The following is a 22080-nucleotide window of genomic DNA, read 5'->3' on the forward strand; positions in this document are numbered from 1 at the left end:
ATCCCGGCTTTTTTGAGATCTATTTTATCACATTACAGAGTTTCACGTATAAATACAGTGTTTATAGTTTGAAATATTGTGTTTTAAATGGAATAACTAGGAAATCTAAATGCGTTTATAACGCAATTCAGTGCATGAATATAATCTACATGGGTCCATGAGGCTATTCAACTTGCTAAGTGTGGGTGTCCCTAAACAAAAGCTCCTGCGTCGCAGTCTGAACAGTGAAACCTCATCCTACGTAGACGATAAGCTTGGCTTGGCCAAACGTTCTGATCTTAAGGGAGCGCCTTTCTGGAGATTAGGGATTTTCCGCTTGTATGATGCCGAGATGGAAGAAGCCATTAATACTTCCGTCATCAAGGAATAGATTGGTTCGTTTATCTTATTCAACATGTCAAAACAAAGAAGAACCACATTACCCGGCAACGGAGTGTGGTTCTTCTTATGTTATTTCATCATCTGATCCACACGTCCAAACAGAAGCTTAACCACATCACTTGGTCCTGGCAAGTTCGAATCAAAAAGCAGCACAATGCCAATCAACGCACTCACAGAAGTGAATCCTGCTGAGAGCCACTTGGCTCTCTTCTCCTTACTGTAATTCCACTCCACATAGATGATTGTTGCAGCGAGTATCAGTATGCCCAGAACGGACGCCAGCTTCATAAAATTCTCCTTCCGATTGCGTATTTACGTGCCTGAAAATTTGACCGTTCAATGCTCATCCTCATCAGGAATGCCCTGCGGTCCAGTGGACTTGCCAGTACGTACCACATGAGCCTTCACCTTTATCTTCACGTCCAGTTCGGAATAGATCGTTTCCCAGTTTTTCTGCTGTTCTTTCCACTGTTTCGGGTAATATCTGCGAAATTCCACCGCAAATTTGTACAAATCGGTATGCATCTCCTGTTGGGACATGCGCAAAGCATTTTCAGCCATTTTGGAGAGTTTCTTGCACCATGCCTGTTCCAGTTTTTTCAGCACCGCAGGGTCGGTAAGGTTCTCATCTGTCGTGTTTAACACCACTTCGCCCCGTGTCTGAATGTCAACTGCCATGCTCCAGCGTCCGCCCGAAATTTTCGGCTTATATTTCGTTTGAATGTCAAGAGGACGTATCGAAAAAGAACCCTTGGACTGCTCAAAATCTACAGGCATAATGATGTTGTTCAATTCTTTGGCGAGCAATAGTACACCAACCGATAGCGGTTCAGTAACGGTTCTGATGTAACGATCATTTTTGTAGAGACTTAGTCCCTTGATATAAGGCGTGGTTGTCAATTTATCCTGATTTTCTTCCGGTGGCAGAATCAACATGCGCGACAGGATGGCGGAAGCGCCAGGTCCTTCGATGGATTTGGCCAAGTCAAGCACCGTTGTACGTGTACCCAGTTTCATATTGGCCATTTCACGCAGAGATTCGGCAGAACTCCTCTCTAGTGGATCAAGCAAGGCAAGGATATCTTTCGCAGCTTCTGTGGTGGAAAATACATAAGCATGTTCCCTAATCTGCGGATAACGGAGGAAAAAATCAATATATTCACGGATTCCGTGTTTGCCCGCAGCTTCACTAAGCACAATGGCTTCACAATGTCCCCAGAACATATTTCGGGCAATTTTACGTTGCAGCCGGTTAAGCGATTCTGCAATGGTACGCCCTTCTGCTGTGCGAATTAATGTGACACCGCTCGGACTGCCGCCTCCACCTGTGCTTTCTCCTCCACCGGCTTTACGAGGAATGAAGATTTGTGCGGTCAGTTCAACTTTATCGTCTTTATAATCCACGCCTGTTGCCAACACGATGGCCAGATCATTAATCTCGGTACGGTCCCAGCACCCGCTTAACAGGACACAGCAGAGTGCAGTGATCAAGATACGCTGCCATATTTGCATCAGCCTGCCTCCATCCGATCAGGTATTCGTCCTTTTCTTCCGCACATGTAACCATCCCTTCTTAAGCCATGCTAGCCCATAGGTGAGGGCCGGAAAGATTAACAGTATACTGATGGTATAGAGGTTGGCTGAAGCTGTGATTAAACCGGATATACCCGACCCGCCTGTTGCTACCCAGTAAGCAAATATCAAAGACATGAATGCCAGCGGTCCAACGAGAGGTTTATAATCTTTTATACCGCACCATTCCGCAGTGGAAGTCGCGAAGATGTACAGAAACACGGAGATTTTGACAAAGATACCGAATATCCATATCGCAATAATGATTGATTCAATATGTTGTAGAAAATCCGCAATCGTAATGTACCTTGCAGCAATCATGACCGGAAATACAAAGGTATCTGTCAGATCCCCAATCAGGAACAGACAAAATACATTCGTGACCGTCATAGCCATCGTTGTCAGAAAGAGCGAGCCGAGCATAACACGAACTGTCCGCTTTTGCTGATTTGCATATGGCAGCAGAAAGGCCAGCACGATGTACTCACTGAACCATGCAGCTGGAGCCAAGCCTCCCTCGATAACGGGCAACAGACCGTTTTCCATAAACGGAAACAGTTCGACGGGATGTAACTCTCCAATCAGCAATATAAAAATGAGTGCTAGGAGCACGATCAGCAGCGTCACAAAAACCTGGGCGGTTCGTCCGACAACTTCGATGCCTAGTCTGACATTAATGGCACACACAATAACCATAGTACCCATGATGACAAACATCGGGGTGCGCGGAAGAGCATTATTGGATATGAACTCGCCGTATTCACGGATAATTAAACCAGTGATATGAGGCAGGTAGAAAATATAGACCAGCCCCAATACCTTTCCTGGGATTCGTCCAGCAATCAGTACGCTGGATTGTATAAGCGTTTTCCCCGGATACATCCGATGCAGTCCAAACGATATGCCTATTGCAGCAATCCCAAAGATCGATCCCAGAATCGGAGTCATCCACATATCATGACCTGCATAATGCATCGTGATTCCCGGTACCGACAAAATCGATGTCGCCAGGATAGCCGGGAAAATCATGTAAGCCAATTGTGTCACGGATATTTTTCCTTGATCGGTTAACATGATGACCCTGCCTCCTTCATGGCTTGAGATTGAAAATAAATTAACGCGGCTTGTTCCATGGCGATGGACGCCACCATACATCTTTGACTTCATTCGCTATTGTGGGTGCAAGCGGTGACAGATACGGTGTGCCGAATGAGCGAAGACTGCTCAGATGGATGACAACTAGAATGATTCCCAGCATAACACCTGTCAGTCCGAGCGTACCTGCGAGGATCATGATTGGGAAGCGAAGCAGACGCGTCGCGATGCTGGCAGCATAACGCGGAATCATGAAGGATGCGATTCCGGTGATGGCAACGATGATAATCATCGGAGCTGATACAATGCCGGCTGTCGTCGCCGCTTGGCCAATAATCAGGGCACCGACGATACTTACCGCAGAACCCACCTGTTTGGGCAACCGCACCCCTGCTTCACGCAAAGCTTCAAAGGCAATCTCCATAATGAGCGCCTCCACCAAAGCAGGGAAAGGAATCTCCTCTCTGGCCTTGGCGATACTGAGCAGCAGCACTGTCGGAATCATCTCCTGATGATAAGTCGTAATGGCTACGTAAGCCGAAGGAAGCAGCATGGACAGGGCGTAGAACAGATAGCGCAACCAGCGCAAGAAGACGCTCATAAACACATATTGATAATAATCCTCCGGAGACTGCAGCATGGAAAATAGGGTTACGGGAGCAATCAGCGTAAAGGGGGTCCCATCAACCAATATGGCAAAACGACCTTCAAACAGGTTCGAAGCGACTACGTCCGGACGCTCTGTGGCTATCATCTGCGGGAATGGTGACAATCGCTGATCCACAATATCTTCTTCGATATATTGACTCTCCAATATGTCTCGGACCCTTAGCTTATCAAGCCGTTTTTGGACCTCTTCTACCAGTTTTGGATCAATAATGCCTTCCATATAAGCAAGAGTGATGCTCGTATTCGATCGTTCCCCAACCGTGCGGGTAAGAAGTTTCAACGCAGGTGTTTTGATGCGTTTGCGGAGCAGAGACAAATTCGTGGGCAGAGATTCCGTGAACCCATCACGTGCACCGCGGACGGCTGATTCAGCGAGCGGCTCTTCCGTAGAGCGATTGGCCGCTTTGTAGAGCGGATAGGTTACGCCAACGGTTGAACCTTCCAGTAGCAGCAGCGCCTCCCCTTCCAAGATGGCTTGGACAGCCTGAGAGGGTGTTTCGACCGTTTTGACTGATGCCATCGGAACCTGGGCCGCTTCGATTCCGACTTCCTGCAAAGGCGTCAGCACTTGACGTTCCAGCCGCTCCGTGTCGCATAAACCCACACAGTACACGCACATTGCCGAGATAGAGCACGCGGTGTCAAACGGATGAAATACGATATCTGCGCAATCGGCAAACACGGAGCGCAATGTCTCCTCATCCATCACAAGGCGGCCGCTCAAAGGCAATTCCTGCTGTTTGGTTGTAGCGTCCATCGTTTCTGCCTCCTTGGCATGCTCTAATCTCGTCCATTTATTCTCAGTAAAAGATATCATTTGCTTCCGCTCCGTGAAATATACGGCAGACATCACGAAAAGAGCCGCTCTATGAGTGACTCCGATTCAATAAATATCCTGGCTATCCTTTTGCCGATAATTTGTTTGAAGAAGACGAAGAATTATAGTCCCTGTGAACAAGCGCGACCAGAACCGGAAGCTGATACTGATCCAGACATAAAATAACACGAGCGGTCTTTCATTCATCTCAAAAGAAGCACCTTCTTATTATACAAGAAGGTGCTTCTTTTCATGTTACTGACGAACCCAGCCGTCCGGTGTACCTGTATTTATCAGATAATTCTACATAAATTTCAAGTTATTCCCTTTCACCCACACTTCCTCGATTTCCAAATCACCATTTAGCAAAACGACGTCCGCCTGTTTTCCTTTTGCAAAGGAACCGGTCCGATGATCAATGCCGAGCAGACGTGCCGGCGTCAGGCTGGCTGCTCGTGAAGCTGCATTCAGACTCAGGCCTACTTCCTGTACCAGGTAGCGGAAACCGCGAATCATCGTAAGCGTACTTCCGGCCAAGGCGCCTCCGTCTTTCAAACGTGCCACACCTTCCGTAACAATCACAGGCAGATCGCCAATTTTGTATTCACCATCATCCAGCCCGGCAGCAGACATGGCATCCGTGATCAGTACGATTTGATCGGTAGATTGCTTCAATTGTGCGATGAGGGAGATCGCCGCTGGATGCACATGGATACCGTCTGCAATGACCTCTGCACTGATGCGGGAATCACTGAGCACCGCTCCGGCAGCTCCGGGATTCCGGTGATGCAGCGGTGTCATCGCATTAAACGTATGCACTGCATGGTGCAGCCCTGCTTCGACTGCAAGCTGTACCTCTTCATAGGTCGCATCCGTATGCCCTAATGCCGCTGTAATTCGCTGCTCGCGCAGCCACGAAATGACTTCCAGCGCTCCCTCACGTTCCGGCGCAAGGGTAACTTGACGGATCAGGCCAGGATATTGTTTTTCCCACGCCTCGAGCCAGGAGACATTAGGCAATACGATATGTTCCGGATTTTGTGCGCCAGGCCACTTAGGACTGAAAAACGGGCCTTCCAGATGTACGCCTTCCAACTGTGCAAAAGGCATGTCACCGGAACGGTAGCTGTCCACTTCAGCCAATACCCGATCCAGACTGTCTTTGGGCGCTGTCATGGACGTTGCCAGCATTGCAGTGGTCCCCTGTGTGCTGTGGAATGAAGTAATTTTATCCAACACTTCCTTACTCGCGTCCATAAAATCTTCTCCATTACCACCATGTACGTGGATATCTATAAACCCAGGGACAATGACACCATGCTTGGAAACAGGCACAGATAAGGCTTCACGGCGAATCTGTTCAGATAGTCCCTCAGGTGCGCCAGCATAAAGGATTTTCCCCTCCGTCCATACAAGTACACCATCCTCCATTACACCATCAGGCAGTACGATTTTACCTCGAAGCAGGAAAATGGTTTTTTCACTCTCTTGCTCCTGGTTTTCCATAGGTTCTACGTTCATTTCACCAACCTCCCGGCAGCACGATCCAGCAATACCACCACATTGGGATGACACTGAAGCAGCGATGCTGGACATTGTGTTGTAATCGGCCCCATAAAGGCTTCACGAATAATTTCGGCTTTCTCCTCACCACGGGCGATCAGCAAAATTTGTTTGGCTTTTAGAATCGTACCTACACCCATGGTGATGGCCTGAGTTGGAACTTCATCAATACGATTAAAAAAGCGGGCGTTTGCTTTTCTTGTCTCTTCTTTGAGATTCACCACATGTGTCCGTCCTGTGAGTTCGGTTCCGGGTTCATTGAAGCCAATGTGACCATTATGTCCGATACCCAATAGCTGCAGATCTACAGGCCCCCGATCATCAATCCGTTGTTCATAGGAAACACATTCCTCACCCAAATCCGAAGCCTGCCCGTCCGGCACTTGGGTTCTGGCGAGATCGATATCAATATGGGAAAACAATTGTTCATTCATAAAGCTGCGGTAGCTTTCGCGATGCTCTACAGGAAGACCGACATATTCATCCAGATTGAAGGAAGATGCCTGCGCAAAGCTGACCAGACCTTTCTGATACAAAGCAATAAGCTGTTTATAGATACCCACAGGAGAACTTCCCGTCGCGAGTCCCAGTACAGCCCGGGGTTTCGTCTGTAGCAAACTGGCAATCACACCTGCACCCGTTGCGTTCAAATCTTCTTCATTTTCAAAAATACGTATATTCATCTTCTTAGGCACCTCCGTTATGTTGGACTCGATAAGACTGTACATTGTGATACGATTGTTCCAATTTGGGGATAAAACGGTCAAAGTCGGCACTAACCATGCCCGTGAACAGAATATCGACGACATGCAGCAGTGCTATACGTGAAGCCATATCCCCCCGCCTCATGCCTTCTTCCAATGAAGACGTAAAGAGCGGAATATCCGACACCGCCGCAAGTTTGTTATTGCCATAGGATGTCAGTGAAATGGTGGAAGCTCCCGCCTGTTTGGCACAATGCAAGGCATCGATCGTCTCCGGCGTTTCCCCCGAATAGGATACCGCCATCGCCACATCTCCCTCCCCCAGTGAAGAAGCCGACGTAATTTGCATATGTGAATCTGAGAAGGCGGTACAGCTTTTGCCGATCCGTACAAGTTTCTGATAGAAATCCTGCGTAACAATGGAAGAGGTGGCAACACCGTAAAGGTCAATACGACGGGCTTGACATAATAACTGAACTGCATGCTCCAGCCTTCCTAAATCCAGCAAACGAGTGGTATCCGCAATGGATGCAAGATGATTGGCTTCGATAGCTTCCACAATTTTGGACAAAGGATTGCCTGCCACGATATCCTGATATGCTGTTTCATTGGTGGAATGAGACAATTCTGCGGCCAGCTTCATTTTGAAATCAGGAAAACCTTTGAAATGGAATGATTTGCAAAAGCGGGTTACCGTAGCCGCACTTGTTCCGCTTTGCTGCGCAAGATGGTTAATGGTCCAGCCAGGAATATCAGATGGGGACTGTAAAATCACCTCTGCAATTCGTCGTTCCTGAGACGGAAGTTCATTCAGCTCTTGCTGCAACGCATGTAGTATGGCTGCCATGAGTTCTCCTTTAATGAAAATTATTTTTATTAATTTATTATAAATAAAGAAAATTATTTTTATATTTTCATTTTAATCAATACGTTGTTGCAAATCAAGAGGATTTTAACCATGTATTCACGGTATGTATGATGAAATTTTGAGAAGTCATCTTCTTGATTAAGGAATGGGATTCCGCTTATATTGGAGATGAACTTGAAGCGAATGTGGACATTTCATTTTTTAAGGAAGGAGCACACTAAATGAATCGGCGACAACGTCAAAAAATGATTCCTTCCACCTGGATTATTGCCATAAAACAGTCCGAATCTCACAAATACTATGTCCTGTATGCCATCGACTGGAAACGCGGAGCACGATTGAGCTGGGAAGGTTGGAATAACCTCGCAGACTTGCTGCAGTTTCATATTCCAATCAAACGTAAAACTGGCGGTACAAAATCTTCCTCCCAACCAGCTGCCAAAATCGCGAAAAAAGCAATCTATCTGCACCTAGATGAGACACAATACGGGGAATTGGAGCAGCTCTTCTATCAGCCTTTTTCAAAGAAAAAATGGAAGTCCTTTATTGAGGAGCATTTCAATAACGATATGTAGGTGAACCCTTATGCCATATACGATTACGATTATGGTTGTGAATCGCATCACGCTCTGCCCGTAGCAATCTGTTACCCTTGGAATTTCTGCGGGCTGAGCCTTTTCCCAAGGGAGCGTGATGATCCATGAAATCTCAGCAAAGAAATCAAGCCTATTACAGGCACCACAGAAAGCGTGTTATTCAACGTAAAAAACAGCTTGCTAATCGGTACGGTTGGTCCTACAAGTTCGAAGGAATTTTTGCCAAAGGCAAAATCCATTGTTCCTGTAGTTGGTGCTGTGAAAAGACAAAACGGCTAGGCTATCCAAAATCTGAGCTAATCCGAATAGCGGACTGCGATGAGCAACTTCTGAATTTAGATTTCTAAGAATGACTATTTAAAACAAGCGATTTCTTCACTTTGAAGATTCGCTTGATTTCGCTTTCAAACTTTAAACAAAAAAGTCTTTCCCCATTCTTCATCATGAAGAATAGAGAAAGACTTTCATGCTGCTTCAATCAACTGTGCAGTATCGCAACTAAATCTTCAGTTCTCCGAGCTTAATCAGCTTTACAACTGCTTGCGAACGACCCTTAACATTGAGTTTCTGCATCACATTCGAAAAATGGTTTGAAGTACGTCGAATATGAGTTATTAAAATTCTTACAAGTCTTAAGTTAACTCGATTTTTTTGACTCTACTTTACTTTTAATTCCTTCAGCATTTAATACGATTATAGATATATATACTAGAAATAGAATAGATTCAACTATTGAAACGAATTTTGCAATACTAATTGTAGTATTCGCATCTTCATACTTATCTTTGTATTTTGAAGCAATAGTATCACCTGTTAGGTTCATGTAATCATTATATCTTAGGCTAACATCACTTATATCGGTGCCAAAAAAAGCATCTGCGCTATAATAGAGAAAATCTACTGGCATTACAGCTTGTGAATAGCTCATCTCTTGTTCAATCTTGAACCCCTGAAGTTCATATGGGTAATACATCGAATATAAAGAAAGATAAAATCCTCCAAAATTCAAAATAACCGTTATTAAACTGATAATTAAATACAAATTGAAATTTTCGAGTAATTTAGTTTTTGCTTTCCACAAAATAAATAAACCTAGAATAGCAACAGCAATAAATGAGATTGCTTTAAACCATAACTGAAATATGTCCCTTAAAAGAATGTTACCTTCTAAAATATTAATTAATGATACAGCATTTATTCCCGCTAGATAAATTAGAGAAAATCCACCTACTCTTTGGTAAGTTTTGTATACACCAATTAACAAAAAAATAATACTTATAACATAAATAGGAGTATTAATGAAACTTGCCATTATCCAATAACTCCAATTCCCTATCAGAAAATACCGAAAAATCAATGTTGAGAATACATTAATCAATAATATAGGTGCAACTATTTTTAGGTTAATTTTCTCAGAATTCACCCAATTATATATATTCTTTATCATTAAACACCTCAAACAATTTTATTTTGATTAGCTAGCAATATCTAAAAGGAACACAAAAATTATGTATACTACTTCAAAAAATAAATTATTTCGGTTAATTCCCTAATCAACTTTCCTCCTTTCTTAGAGCTTTAAAATTATTAACTCCATTTTTTCACATTAGAGATTTCATTCACTTCATCAGCTATGCAAGCAATATCACTATATCGTTTGTTATAATACACTCTATCATTTTTCGTTCTATGTTTTGTTGATGTAACCCAAAAAAGGTGAAGTAAATAAATCGAAATAATATAACCAAAGTATATTTTAACCTTTTGAAATCCTTATTGTTTCCTTACATCATTTTAACGGATTATCTGTGCTTGTCACGGACGTTACTTTTCAGAAACCACTCTGGATAACATAAAAGCCTTGCCCCATTCTTCATGTCAAAGAATAGAGAAAGGCTTTCATGCTGCTTCAATCAACTGTGCAGTATCGCGTCAGATCTTCAGTTCTCCGAGCTTAATCAGCTCTACAACTGCTTGCGAACGACCCTTAACATTGAGTTTTTGCATCACATTCGAAATATGGTTACGCACCGTTTTCTCGCTGATGAATAACTGCCCTGCGATGTCACGCGTCGTTTTGTCCTGAACCAGTAATTCGAATACTTCGCGTTCACGGTGGGTCAACAGAAATTTGCTTTTATGATCGATACCCTTCAATGTTCACCCCTCCTTGCTCGGGTTGTGTTGGTGTAACAAGGTTAAGGGGATACAGTCAACTCATCTTATGTAAGGTCAAGGGCGTTGGTTCAGTTTTATCAAAAAAATGGGCAGTCTTATATGAGATCCAATGACGATGCATGATGATGTCCATTAAAACAAGTGTGCCTTTGCTGCTGATGTAAACATCTGCGCAAAGGCAACTTGTTCTTACAATTATGAGTTACCGATGATTCATGCGATTCAAGCCATCGTAGTTATTACGATGCATGATGCCATCATCAAGCACGCCGTCACGGTGATTTGTGTTCAACGCATTCGTTGGAAAAATACGTTCAACCATCGATTGGAACGTGTTAATCATGCCGCTAACCGGTTTGCCATTACGAATATCTTTGGAATACGTTTCTACATGTTGTACAAAGTCCGGGTTAGCTGACACGTATACGTTCTCCACGTGAGGTGCAAATTGTTTGATTTTCGCCGAGATTTTGGATTTAATCTCTTCGGGTGTGTTGTCATCCGTGCTGTCAATACGCGATGTTTCACTCTTCATCCCGTAGTGACCATCGGTCATTGTACGTGCATTGCCACTGTTCGTCAGACCACGCATCATGCCATAAGATCCGGTTCCCATGGTTCCATAGATGCTGCGGTCATTGCCCATATGGCTGCGATCCGTAGCTGCATTCGTGTTCAATCCCGGTGCTATGCCACTGGTACTGTATGGAGACATGGTTCCATTACCACCGTGTACACGCAACCCGCCCATATCTTGATTGTAGCTTTCTGTACGCATCGTGCCGTTCGCACGGTTACGCATCGATTTGCTTTCCAATTTGCCAGTGTGACCATCTGTCAAACGGACTGCTACATATGCGTTACGATCGGTCAGCATGACACTTGCTGACTTCACTTCCTTCATTTCCGCAATGCGTTTAGCCAGCTCGTCACTGGATTTCAGGTTAGTGACGTTATGCGTCCGATAGCTTTTCGCACGAATACCATCCATCCCATTGGACTCAACACCATAACGGTTAATGCCTTTCACTTCATGACGAACACTTTTGGTGTGCAGATTGTTATCTTTGGTGCTTGTTCCACAACCCGTCAATCCGGCCATTACGAAGATTGCAGTAGACAAAGATAAGCTGATTGCTGTCGCCTTTTTGGCTGCTGGCATGTCTCATCCTCCAATTATGTTGGTTTTGGTCACAAGGATAGGATGCTCTTCTGCATGGACTGATATGCTGAAAGGATATGGAACAACAGCCTCCTTTATCTGGGCTCCATGGGTTCTCTTCCACGTAAAAAAAGCGATGCTTGCACAACGTGCAGCACCGCTCTGTATAACCGCGTATATCCTGTTCAAGTGTGAACCTTCATTATCATGTTGAAGGGCCACTCACTTACTTGGATGAGGAATTCGCATCAGCACCAGCATCATCTTCACTCGTAGAAGAGGTTGCATCTGATTCTGATTTTTGGATGGAATTCGGAAATTGTTCAGCTTCCTTCAGACTAGCTGCATCCATCGGATAGGCCCACTGACCGTCCGGCGTGACTACCCAGATCTGATCCGGTTTCGATGGAATAGTAAGCCCCCTGTACACATCTGTAACAGCCTCTCCATTAACGATCTGCTCAACGGATAAAGTAAAGCGTGGCACAGTGCCTTTCAGTTCAGAGGCTTTGCGCACATCCTCAGCTGTGGACAGGTTTTTAATTTTGCCAATCAGCGATACAGCATCGGTAGCTTCAACCGCTTCACCGTTAAGCGTCCACGTCTGCTCTGCCGCACCCTCCGCGGAGGAAGATTTGAGCATCCAGGTGGCTGCTTCACCTTCCCATTCCAGCGTAGTGACATTGGATTCATCCAGATTAAACGGAGTGGTATCCAGCAGATCCAGCCGTGATTTTTCTATATTGCTGATGGATTCCGTCTGTACTGCAACGACAGGCCCGGAGTCTACCCGCACATAACGAGCGTCATCTGCTGGCAGCTGGCCACCGATGCTCAATTTGATCTCACGGTTATCCTTTAATTGAATATCCAGAAGCGTTGCATCTGAACCCAATCCATACTTGTCGAGATCCTTCGGCTCTTCTTCTACAACCAGCTCCTGATCTGCACCACTTAAGGCATCAAGCCAGCTGCTAACCGTATACCCATTCAGAGGATAAGCCTTGGGTTCTACCATACGCCATACGCCATTCTTTAATTCCAATTGTGAAGATGAGGATGTTGAAGCACCTGATGTGTCTGTATGGTTATCATGAATCGTGATGGACTGAATATCGGCAGACTTAATCCCAAGTAACTTGACCTTCTCCGCTTCCTCTTCACGAAAATAATTTTGACTGGCCGCATAGACCCACCCGATAATCAAGACCAATAAGACTAGAATCGTTGGGACCCATTTTTTCATACGCGTCTGCGCCTCCACCATAAGAGTACACCTATCATAACAAAGATAAGCGGGAATGCGACAATCGCCACGAAGAAAATGGTTCTGGCTTGTTCACCATCCAAATACGCCGTTTGATAACCGGATTGTACCCCTGGCCGAATCGTTACCCCATCCTCTTTTCCACTTAAATAATTGACGGTATTCAGAATAAAATCCCGATTTCCGCCGTTCGCTATTTCCGAGTCCTGCATGAAAATGGATGAGCCCAGAATAACTGCCTTCGGTTTGCCATCCGTTGTATCCGCCGCATATCCAAGCTCAACCGGGCCTTGAACGTCCTGATCCGGATCGTTGGATGTTTCGTTCTGCAATAAACCTGCAATGTTTGTCTCGCCATAACTGTCATTGGATGAATGAATGAGCGGCGACAAGGTGTATTTATCCTGCTCTTTGCTTGTCAAAGCAATGGACAGGGATAACATCGGATACAGTTTGCTTTCTGACAGTTTATCCGTGATGGCATGGGAGCCATACTCTGGCACGACCCACAGTGGGCCCATTGTGCTGGCTTGCTGATTATCCACCATGACAGCATGCTCATCAACCACGCCATAATCCGTCATGAGTGCATCGATATTTTTCCAAGTCAATTTCATATCTTCGTGAAAACCGAGAGATAACAGCAATTTACCTCCGTTACTCAGATATGTCCGAATGGCCTTCAGTTCAGTATCACTAATATCCCGCTGTGGCCCAATAATCGCGAGAACGTCTGCATCTTCTGGAACCTGACCAGCCTGATTCAGCTGCAGTTCTTCTGTCGTGATATTATTCTGTTCCAAAGATGAGCGCAGCGTAGTCAGTTGATCCAGGCCAAGCTCCTCATGTCCTGTCAGAAAGACCATCTTGTGCATCTCCGTGGAAGACAGGTTCATTAGCGCTTGTGTCAATTTTTCCTCACCCGTGAACTGGTACGATCCATCGCTTCCATCCCCGACAGCCGTGAATAGACTGGCAATATCAATGACTTTATGCTGATCGCCCTGCTCCAATACAATGGAGCTGCCTGTGATGCCATATTTGGAGGCCAGCGCAGGCTCCTGCGTCAGATTGTATTGCTTCATCTTCAGTTTGCTGTTGCGCTTTGTATATTCCTGAACCATATCCGATACTTCGCGGTTCAAGACCGTATTATTCGCATTTTCGACGGTTAACACCAGAATGTTGACGTCTTCTTTTACGTTTTTGATCGCGGTAAGAGACTGATCTGACAAGGTGTATTGTTTATTCGAGGTCAGATCCAGTTGGAAGCCGCCAAGCGAATTCAGAAACAGGGTCAGCAAAATAAAGATGCCAACCACCGCTACAGACAGCACTGTACTGTTGGTATGACTCAACCATTTTTTCATCTTCTCACCTCCACCGCTTCCGTTCCACAATTTGAATGCTTAACAGCAGAAACACACCTGAGAGCGTCACGTAATACAATATATCTGGGCCACTAAGTACACCCTTCGTGAAGCTGTCAAACCGGTTCGTCAGCGCAAACGGGTCCAGCCATTGCTGTAACGCAGATCCAGAATTGCCTGCAAATGAATCAAGCATCCACAATACGAGCAAAATAATAAAACCGGCTACCGCAGACACCATTTGGTGCTGAGATAACGTGGAAGCAAACAGTCCAATCGCCATCATACTGCCGCCCAGGAAAAAGAGACCCAGTGCAGACAACCAGACGGATGTCAGATCCAGTTCACCAAAGAAGGACATAATAAACGGGTACACTAGACTGCACAGAATAAGTACAACAAGAATGGCGAGGGACGCCAAATATTTACCAAAAATAATCTCGGTCACCCGTGCAGGTGAAGTCAACAAAAGTTCGTCCGTTCCCTGCCGGAATTCCTCTGCCACCAGTCGCATCGTCAGCAACGGCACCACAAACAGCAGCATGGATAACGTGTCTCCCAGCACCAGGCGATAATCCACAATGCTTGGCTGGTAATAGACAAAGCTGGAGTAGAACAGCAAACTTGTCATCAGTACATATACGGCAAAAGCGAAATACGACGTCGGTGACAGGAAGTATGCCTGCAGTTCTTTATTGCAAACCGCCATCATTCGTCTCATTTGGAACCCTCCCCTGTGTGGGAATCAGCTGAAGCGCTCTCGGACTTAGTTGATTGCTTCAGATCTGAAGTGGTTCCCAAATTGGCCTCTTCACCTGTCGCCTGATTGGCGATCTGCACTTTATCAGTTTCAGTCTCCAGCGTTGCCAGTTCCGCTTCGGATTCCGTTTCCGTTGTGGTCAGCTTCAGGAAAATCTGTTCCAGACTGAGATTTTCTTTCTTCATTTCCAGGATCGGCAAGCCTGCACCAGACAAAAGGTAGAACAATTCTTCCCGGAAATCATCGGAAGATTCGCCGGTAAGCAGCATTTTAACCGTATGAGCAGAACCGGTGGATACCTGTCCATCCGCTGCTGGAATAACTTCGCTCCGTACCTTCTCCCAAGGTGTCAGCACATTATGTAATTGCTGCTCTGTTGCCTTCACTTCAATGGATACCTTGAACCGGTCCCCCATCGCGGAACCAAAATGCTGCGGTGAACCGTCCAATACGAGCTGTCCCTGGTTAATAATTAACATGCGATTACACAGCGCGCTCACTTCCGGCAAAATATGTGTACTGAGCAGCACTGTATGATTCTCACCCAGTTCACGGATCAAATCCCGTATCTCCATAATCTGATTCGGATCAAGACCTGAAGTCGGCTCATCCAACACGAGCAAATCCGGTTTGTGAATAATGGCTCCAGCCAGACCCAGACGCTGCTTGTACCCTTTGGACAGCCCGCGCACCAGTTGCTTTTCACGGCCTTGAAGACCCAGCCTGCTCACCATCTCACTGATCCGCAGTTTCACTTCACGTGTCGGAACATCCCTGAGATTAGCGACGAATTTCAGATACGACTGTACCGTCATATCTGGATAAAGCGGCGGTGTCTCTGGCAGATAACCGATCTTGGAACGGACACTCCTGCCCTGATCGTGCACCGATATGCCATCCACTGAAATGGAGCCTGCTGTTGGATGCAAATAGCCCGTAATCATTCGCATCGTTGTGGTTTTCCCGGCACCATTCGGTCCCAAAAATCCAACAATCTCACCGCGCTCCATTGTGAAATCCAGTTGATGCACGCCGCGCCGTCCATCAAATACCTTGCTTACCTGTTTCACTTCGAGCACATCATTCATCCTTTCCCGTTAAAATACCCGTGTGCCATCATCGCTTTCTTCTGATGGTCAACACGGGAAGTTCCTTGTATCTTACGTGCTGTAGCCTAAATGCAGCTTAAGGTCACTTAAAAGAAAGCTTAAAAATATGTGTCTAAAATGTGAACAACACTTCATTCACCCACACCCTGGACTCTGGGGCAACGTACCTTAGAATACAGGAGCATAAGCACCTGCACAAAAGTCAGAGGGTGAACCGTGTGAAAGTACTATTCACATTTTTTGTTCCAAGCGGCGGTGTAGATACGTTAAACCGATTGCGTACAGCCGTTCTGCAACGCCATGGCATCGAAGCGCATGTATTGTATCTGAACCCTGGCTCGGGAATGCAGAACAATACCAGCACGCCGGTCTTCACCACTTCCAGTGATGAGGAAATTCACAGTTTGATTCATCATCATCGTTATGATGCCATTATTGTTACCTCCGATATTGCCATGCCGGGCAGATTAAGAGCCCTCGGGTATAAAGGACGCATTATCTATGAAGCACAGGGGCTTGGGACGCGTGAACAGGCTCTGGAAACCATCCAGATGGGAGTACCTTATCTGCAAGCCCACTGTGATGCAGCGGTCATCCCTCCAACGGATCATTTACTGGAGCTGTTCATCCATATGTGTCCATGGCTTCACCGGTTTGTCATTCCCAATATGCTGGATACCAATACCTTTGCCCCAGTTTCGGTGGATACCCCTCCGTATCCGGTACTTGCATGGGTGGGAAGGCTCGAACACAACAAAAACTGGCGGGAATATTTGACGATATCCAGGAAAATCATTAAAAAAATTCCGAAAGCCAGACTATGGTTGTTCCACGATCCCACCTTGGCCAATCCGGAGGACGAGGTCATGTTTCGACACATGCTTGCGGAGTACGGGCTTGAAGATCGGATTGGTATCTTTATCAATGTTCCTCATTCCCAGATGCCTACATTCTACTCCATGGTGGCTGCTTCCGGAGGAATCATGCTGTCGACTTCGCTGCTTGAAGGGTTTGGATACGCCGTTGCTGAAGCCATCAGCTGCGGCTGCCCGGTACTCAGTACCGATTCGGATGGCGTAAGGTCCTTTATTACACATAACCAGACGGGGAAATTCTATCCGATTGGCAAAGTGAATACCGCTGTATCAGAAGCGGTAGACCTTATGCGCAACAAAAAGCTGCGGGAATATATTCGCATTCAGGGCAGACAGCATATGGCCGTCTCCTTCTCCCCTGACCGATACGCTGCTTCATTTCGGGAAATGATGACAGCCTTGAGCATTTTCTTTTAAATAAAACAAAAAGGCAGTTCAGAAAGATGCTCTGAACTGCCTAAACATGAAATCAGCTTATTAGAATCAGTGTCCCATCATCATTGCAGGATCAGGCTGATCCCCTGTTTGAAGGGACTCTTCCTCCATCCGTTTGGGTTTACGCAGGATCAGACTGAGCAGACATCCAAACAAGGCAATGCACGCTGCCAGGAAGAAGGTGTCGTTAAAACCAGCCACTAATCCATTCACCATACCTGCTGCATCAGTTGCTCCAGCTGTATTGCTTGCAATATGGGAGGTCAGGAATCCGGTCAAGCCGGCAACTGCAAAGGATACAACCACTTGCTGTGCAGCAGCAGTAAGCGGGGTAACCCGACCTACCAGCTTACGTGGAGCAGCATTCAGTACATGCGTATTGAGTGGCATCATGGAAAAGCCCATACCCAATCCCATCATGACCAGACTGAGAATGATCAGACCAAGACCCGTTTCCGCGGTAATCGAAGACAGAATAAACAAGGCACCCGAGATGATACCCAGACCCACGAAAGCCAGCGGTCTTGCACCGATTTTATCAAATAATCGTCCACCAAGTGGCATACCCACACCCGAAGCCAGCGCCTGCGGGAGCAAAATGAGTCCTGTTTCCAGTGCAGTGTAGCCTTTAATTTGTTGCAGATAAAGTGGGATCAAAATCATCGCCCCGAACAAAGCGACTTGTGATACCCATGCCAGAATAATACCCCGTGTGAAATCAGAGGATTTGAACACCCGAAGTTCCAACAGCGGATTCTTGTGACGAAGCTCAACGATAATGAACAGGATCAGCGCCACGCCTCCGACAATCACACCTGTCAGTGTTGTTGCAGACGTCCAGCTTGTTCCGCCTTCACTTACACCGTATGCGAGCATCGAGAATGCGATTGGTGCCAGAATCATACCGAGCAGATCAAGTGCAGGCGTGCGTCCACGATCCGTATCCGGCAGGAATTTGATACATAGAATAAACGCGGCAATACCAATCGGCAGATTGATCAGGAAGATCCAGTGCCAGCTGAGTGATTCAATGAACCAACCCGATAATACCGGACCCAGCGCAGGGGCCAACAGCATGGGAATCCCGAGCATACCCATGATAGAACCTCTTCTTTCAGGAGGAGCCAGACGGAATACCATCGCCATACCAATCGGAGCAACCATGCCTCCGCCAAGTCCCTGGATGATACGGTAAATAATCAATTGTTCAGGAGATTGCGCGATCGAACATAATACTGAACCCAGAGTAAACATCGCGATCGTGAACAGAAATACTCTTTTGGCACCGAATCGGTCGGTCAACCATCCCGCCAGCGGAATAACGGCTGACAAAGCCAACGTGTATCCTGTAACCGTCCATTGAATGGTCTTCAGATCGGTCTCAAAATATTGAACCAGATTCGGAATCGCCACGTTGACCACCGTGCTGTCCAAGATGACCATAATCATCCCGACGATAATAGCCAGTAGCGGCAGAATAATCGTTTTAATCGAAAACTCCGCCGGGTTCTGAGGCACTGCTGTTTGTTGTTTCACTCTCTCCACTCTCTTTTCCGGCCTGGAGGCACTATCTATATATCCGCCTCTCCAGCGGCCTTATATTCACGACGTTTCAAACTTTTGTTTTAAACCGTCGTTTTAAACTCTTGTTTGAGCATAGGTTAATTCTAATGAAAATACCTTTGCTGTCAAGCTATTTTTTTGTTGGAAAACAGATCACGTATGTAAGACAAAAAATGGACCAGGTCTTCTCCTGCTCCACTTTTTGGTTAATCGCTCCTCATTATGGTGATCCTTTTTAATCTGCCAATTTGATCATCTGATGCTCCGAAAGTATACCCAGAGTCTGGCCTTGGTCACTTCTGCAGTACATGCGAATAATCAGATGATTGGGTGCAGAACTGTTGCTAATGATGCGCAGTTCGCACGGATCGGATGAGACCGTGAGATTATGAATAATGTGATTTCCCGTATCCGCCCCAATCCGACAAAAATAGCGATACAGCTCCCCTCGCGTGTGACTGATTCCCCCGACAAATATATCCACATCGTCATTCCCCACAAATGCCAATTCAATGTCCATATATCTCACCGGAACAACGGTTTGCAGCAGCTTTTCGTGAATCTCCAGCACATATGCGGCCACGGTATATCCCTCCTGTAGAGCAGTGTTGAACCTTACTCTAGATATGGTATGCCTGCTCTCGTCCATTGCTATTTGCAATCACCCATTTTAATCAATTCCACGGAAATGCCCACCCTTTCGTCTGCCTTTTTTCATAGACTAACAGGATAGAAGATCGGCCTGTGCAGGCCGTGACAAGGAGGTAACTATGAGAGTTCTGCTCGTGACCTATTGGGAGCTTACACAGATGGGTGGAATATGGACATATGTGAAACAGCTGGCTGACAGGCTAATGGCTCTTGGCGTAGAGGTGGATATTATGGGCACCAACGGAGCCAAAAATGAAGTGTACATTCGCAATCTCAATCGTTCTTTCTCCAAAGATAAGGTATGGCCCATGCTTCAAGCCAAACTTAATCCGACAGATTTGCCCCAGTTCACTGCCGATTCTCTCGTGGCTTATTATGAATTGAACAGGTATGCCTTTGAAATGGGAGCCGCCTATCTGGGCGTTGACCATTACGATGTCATCCATGCGCAAGATCCGGTAGCAGCCGTCGCGATGAGACGTATTTTAAACCGCAACACACCAATGGTAACCAGTTACCACGGAGCACTTGCGCGCGAAACTTTCTATGATGCTCAAAACACTGACCCGCAACTTACTCTAACTGCTTATTTACAATCCACACGCGGTCGTTACTTCACCTCTTTGGAAGAGCGTAGCGCTGCACAATCGGAGCTCATCTTGGTTTCCAGCCATTGGATTAAAAGCACACTGACCGAACTCCATGTTCCTGAGTGGAAATTCCGCTTGATTCCGTATGCTATTTATCTGCCAGCCTACCGCGCTCAAGCAGCGGTCAAGTTTCGTCAGCGAAAGCCAGCAGGCAAAAAAGTAATTGCTTATACAGGAAGGCTAGAGTATATCAAGGGAGTACACGTATTGATTAACGCGCTCTCCAGTCTGAAGAAAATCCGTTCGGATTGGGTCTGTTGGATTGCTGGTGAAGGGAATCTAAAAAATGAATTGTATGTGCAGGCCATGAAGGCAGGTATAGATTCTGATATCGTATTCTGGGGCAAACTGGCGAACATACCTTCGTTCCTGCGCCATGCCGACATTTATGTACAGCCCAGCTTACAGGATACGCAGCCCTTCTCCGTCACAGAGGCGCAACTTGCCGGACTGCCTGTCATTGTAAGCGGTACGGCAGGTATGCCCGAGATGGTCCAGCCTGAACATACCGGCTGGGTCGTGCCACCACAGGATGCAGAATCACTTGGCGCATTGTTAAATGCTCTTTTGCAAGATAAAGCCACCCGTACAAAGGTAGGCGCAGCAGCCAAAGCTTGGGCTGAGCAACATCGTTCGCTGGAAGAGATGGGATTGCGTACACTGCATGTCTACCAGGAAGCCATTCAGTTGGGAGGTCAGAGAATATGACATTACTTGTCCCCAGTGATTTGTATAATCGTTGGTTCTCCACCCCTGTGTCTACAACGCATATCGAGGTGGATTACGCTGTAATGAACGAATTAATGAGGAAGCTGCCCAAAGGGTATGTTTTCCCTGATCCGGCAACCATGCACGTTCTCACATCTGAGAAAAATTAGAGTCAATTAACTTAACAAACAAAATAAACAAGAGGATATTCGTTCGTGCCGCACTCCCTTAACGGCAACCGAATACCCTCTTTTTTGCGGCGGTTCATTGTCTATCATTCGCGCTTCCAAGACTTCTAGCCTCTACTTCCAGTAACCACCAACCTGCAGCAGATTGAGCAATATGGGCCGATGCTTAGCCTGGACAAGTTCCATCTCAGCTTTCAAAGCTTTGAAGTGTTTCTTGGTTCCCATCGATTCATGAACCCGATAACACATCAGAGGCTCATCGTAATAGAACAACTCATAGAGTGGAAAAAGACGAAGCCACATCTCATAGTCATGCGTGTAGCGAAATTCGGTGTCAAACATGCCGAACTTTCGAAATGCATCCATCTCAAGCATCACGGTGCAACCATTTATTGGGCAGCCTTCGGTCAGCACCTGAAGCATCTCCAGACGACTCCCTACTTCTGGTCTCACCGTGTCCATCCATTCGCTGTTCGCATCTACATAATGATAAGCCCCGTGACAGAACGAAGCCTTAACGTCAAGCATGAACTTCAGTTGTTTCTCTACCCGGTCCAGCAACATCACATCATCGGAGCTGAGCCAGACAAAGTAATCACCTGTCGCTCGCTTGATTCCCTCGTTTAACGCGGTTGCCGTTCCACCATTCTTTTTTCGAATATAGCGAATGCGATCCATGAATGGTTGAAGCCGCTCCACATGCTTCTTAGAGCCATCATCCACCACAATGACCTCAATATGCGGATACGTCTGGTGAATGGCGCTGTGCACAGCCTGATCAATGTACGCGCAATTATAAAAAGGAATGACAATTGATACTTTCGGCTCCATCCGGTCCTCCCCTTTCTCCGCGTGAATAATACCATTCTCCCTATTATATGAGGATTGCTTCTTGAGGT

General features: G+C 46.1%; 22 protein-coding genes and 1 pseudogene. 5 read left to right on the top strand and 18 right to left on the bottom strand.

Annotated features, from left to right (window positions below; translation table 11 throughout):
- The first annotated feature begins 157 nt into the window (after positions 1–157).
- A complete protein-coding gene (locus MKY42_RS26470; protein WP_339845954.1) occupies positions 158–370 on the top strand; it encodes a hypothetical protein in 213 nt (70 codons plus the stop codon).
- A gap of 80 nt (positions 371–450) precedes the next feature.
- Here the strand turns inward: MKY42_RS26470 and MKY42_RS26475 are convergent, their stop codons facing one another.
- The 7 genes from MKY42_RS26475 to MKY42_RS26505 all read right to left on the bottom strand — a co-directional run bounded on the left by MKY42_RS26475 (position 451) and on the right by MKY42_RS26505 (position 7648).
- Entirely contained in the window at positions 451–669 is a 219-nt protein-coding gene (locus tag MKY42_RS26475; RefSeq protein ID WP_090904421.1) for a hypothetical protein, read from the bottom strand.
- A 48-nt stretch (positions 670–717) separates the two neighbouring features.
- Positions 718–1893: a Ger(x)C family spore germination protein gene (locus MKY42_RS26480; protein WP_090904422.1), complete on the bottom strand. Its 1176-nt coding sequence runs from the start codon at positions 1891–1893 to the stop codon at positions 718–720.
- A gap of 18 nt (positions 1894–1911) precedes the next feature.
- On the bottom strand, positions 1912–3027 hold the full coding sequence (locus tag MKY42_RS26485) for an endospore germination permease (protein ID WP_339845959.1): 1116 nt from the start codon (positions 3025–3027) through the stop codon (positions 1912–1914).
- Positions 3028–3067: 40 nt separating this feature from the next.
- Positions 3068–4474, bottom strand: coding sequence for a spore germination protein (locus MKY42_RS26490; protein ID WP_090904424.1), 1407 nt, complete (start codon positions 4472–4474; stop codon positions 3068–3070).
- A 363-nt stretch (positions 4475–4837) separates the two neighbouring features.
- On the bottom strand, positions 4838–6055 hold the full coding sequence (nagA, locus tag MKY42_RS26495) for an N-acetylglucosamine-6-phosphate deacetylase (RefSeq protein WP_339845962.1): 1218 nt from the start codon (positions 6053–6055) through the stop codon (positions 4838–4840).
- A complete protein-coding gene (gene nagB / locus MKY42_RS26500) occupies positions 6052–6780 on the bottom strand; it encodes a glucosamine-6-phosphate deaminase (RefSeq protein WP_179263208.1) in 729 nt (242 codons plus the stop codon). Before nagB ends, nagA begins: the two co-directional genes overlap by 4 nt.
- A gap of 4 nt (positions 6781–6784) precedes the next feature.
- The gene (locus tag MKY42_RS26505; protein WP_090904427.1) at positions 6785–7648 is read right to left on the bottom strand and encodes a MurR/RpiR family transcriptional regulator; all 864 of its coding nucleotides are present in this window, start codon (positions 7646–7648) and stop codon (positions 6785–6787) included.
- A gap of 242 nt (positions 7649–7890) precedes the next feature.
- On the opposite strand from MKY42_RS26505, the gene MKY42_RS26510 reads away from it, so the two are divergent.
- Positions 7891–8244 (top strand): hypothetical protein, encoded by a 354-nt coding sequence (locus MKY42_RS26510; RefSeq protein WP_090904428.1) that lies wholly within the window; start codon positions 7891–7893, stop codon positions 8242–8244.
- Positions 8245–8763: 519 nt separating this feature from the next.
- On the opposite strand, the pseudogene MKY42_RS26515 reads toward MKY42_RS26510, so the two are convergent.
- The 8 genes and pseudogenes from MKY42_RS26515 to MKY42_RS26550 all read right to left on the bottom strand — a co-directional run.
- A pseudogene (locus MKY42_RS26515) lies at positions 8764–8856 on the bottom strand (DNA-binding response regulator); the annotation flags it as partial.
- 46 nt (positions 8857–8902) lie between these two features.
- Positions 8903–9577, bottom strand: a complete 675-nt coding sequence (locus MKY42_RS26520; protein WP_143067089.1) for a hypothetical protein — start codon at positions 9575–9577, stop codon at positions 8903–8905.
- Positions 9578–10197: 620 nt separating this feature from the next.
- Complete coding sequence (locus MKY42_RS26525; RefSeq protein ID WP_017692532.1) at positions 10198–10422, bottom strand: helix-turn-helix transcriptional regulator; 225 nt, start codon at positions 10420–10422, stop codon at positions 10198–10200.
- Positions 10423–10645: 223 nt separating this feature from the next.
- Complete coding sequence (locus MKY42_RS26530) at positions 10646–11605, bottom strand: YhcN/YlaJ family sporulation lipoprotein (RefSeq protein ID WP_090904431.1); 960 nt, start codon at positions 11603–11605, stop codon at positions 10646–10648.
- Between the two features lie 226 nt (positions 11606–11831).
- Positions 11832–12851 (bottom strand): DUF4340 domain-containing protein, encoded by a 1020-nt coding sequence (locus tag MKY42_RS26535; RefSeq protein ID WP_339845969.1) that lies wholly within the window; start codon positions 12849–12851, stop codon positions 11832–11834.
- Positions 12848–14242: a GldG family protein gene (locus MKY42_RS26540; protein WP_339845972.1), complete on the bottom strand. Its 1395-nt coding sequence runs from the start codon at positions 14240–14242 to the stop codon at positions 12848–12850. Before MKY42_RS26540 ends, MKY42_RS26535 begins: the two co-directional genes overlap by 4 nt.
- Positions 14243–14246: 4 nt before the next feature.
- On the bottom strand, positions 14247–14963 hold the full coding sequence (locus MKY42_RS26545; RefSeq protein ID WP_076290830.1) for an ABC transporter permease subunit: 717 nt from the start codon (positions 14961–14963) through the stop codon (positions 14247–14249).
- The gene (locus tag MKY42_RS26550) at positions 14960–16081 is read right to left on the bottom strand and encodes an ATP-binding cassette domain-containing protein (protein WP_090904434.1); all 1122 of its coding nucleotides are present in this window, start codon (positions 16079–16081) and stop codon (positions 14960–14962) included. The genes MKY42_RS26545 and MKY42_RS26550 overlap by 4 nt, the downstream gene beginning before the upstream one ends.
- Positions 16082–16329: 248 nt before the next feature.
- Here MKY42_RS26550 and MKY42_RS26555 point away from each other — a divergent pair, with 248 nt between their 5' ends.
- A complete protein-coding gene (locus MKY42_RS26555) occupies positions 16330–17403 on the top strand; it encodes a glycosyltransferase family 4 protein (RefSeq protein ID WP_339845975.1) in 1074 nt (357 codons plus the stop codon).
- 66 nt (positions 17404–17469) lie between these two features.
- Here MKY42_RS26555 and MKY42_RS26560 read toward each other — a convergent pair whose 3' ends face one another.
- Complete coding sequence (locus tag MKY42_RS26560; protein WP_090904435.1) at positions 17470–18957, bottom strand: DHA2 family efflux MFS transporter permease subunit; 1488 nt, start codon at positions 18955–18957, stop codon at positions 17470–17472.
- A 262-nt stretch (positions 18958–19219) separates the two neighbouring features.
- The gene (locus MKY42_RS26565) at positions 19220–19567 is read right to left on the bottom strand and encodes a hypothetical protein (RefSeq protein WP_090904436.1); all 348 of its coding nucleotides are present in this window, start codon (positions 19565–19567) and stop codon (positions 19220–19222) included.
- Positions 19568–19754: 187 nt separating this feature from the next.
- Between MKY42_RS26565 and MKY42_RS26570 the strand changes: the two genes are divergently transcribed.
- Together MKY42_RS26570 and MKY42_RS26575 are read left to right on the top strand one after the other, a co-directional pair.
- Entirely contained in the window at positions 19755–20993 is a 1239-nt protein-coding gene (locus tag MKY42_RS26570; protein ID WP_339845981.1) for a glycosyltransferase family 4 protein, read from the top strand.
- Positions 20990–21163, top strand: coding sequence for a hypothetical protein (locus MKY42_RS26575; RefSeq protein WP_177185891.1), 174 nt, complete (start codon positions 20990–20992; stop codon positions 21161–21163). Before MKY42_RS26570 ends, MKY42_RS26575 begins: the two co-directional genes overlap by 4 nt.
- 132 nt (positions 21164–21295) lie before the next feature.
- Here MKY42_RS26575 and MKY42_RS26580 read toward each other — a convergent pair whose 3' ends face one another.
- The gene (locus MKY42_RS26580) at positions 21296–22012 is read right to left on the bottom strand and encodes a glycosyltransferase (protein ID WP_090904438.1); all 717 of its coding nucleotides are present in this window, start codon (positions 22010–22012) and stop codon (positions 21296–21298) included.
- Between the last annotated feature and the right edge of the window lie 68 nt (positions 22013–22080).

It is taken from the genome of Paenibacillus sp. FSL W7-1088 (assembly GCF_037969855.1).
Lineage (GTDB): Bacteria > Bacillota > Bacilli > Paenibacillales > Paenibacillaceae > Paenibacillus.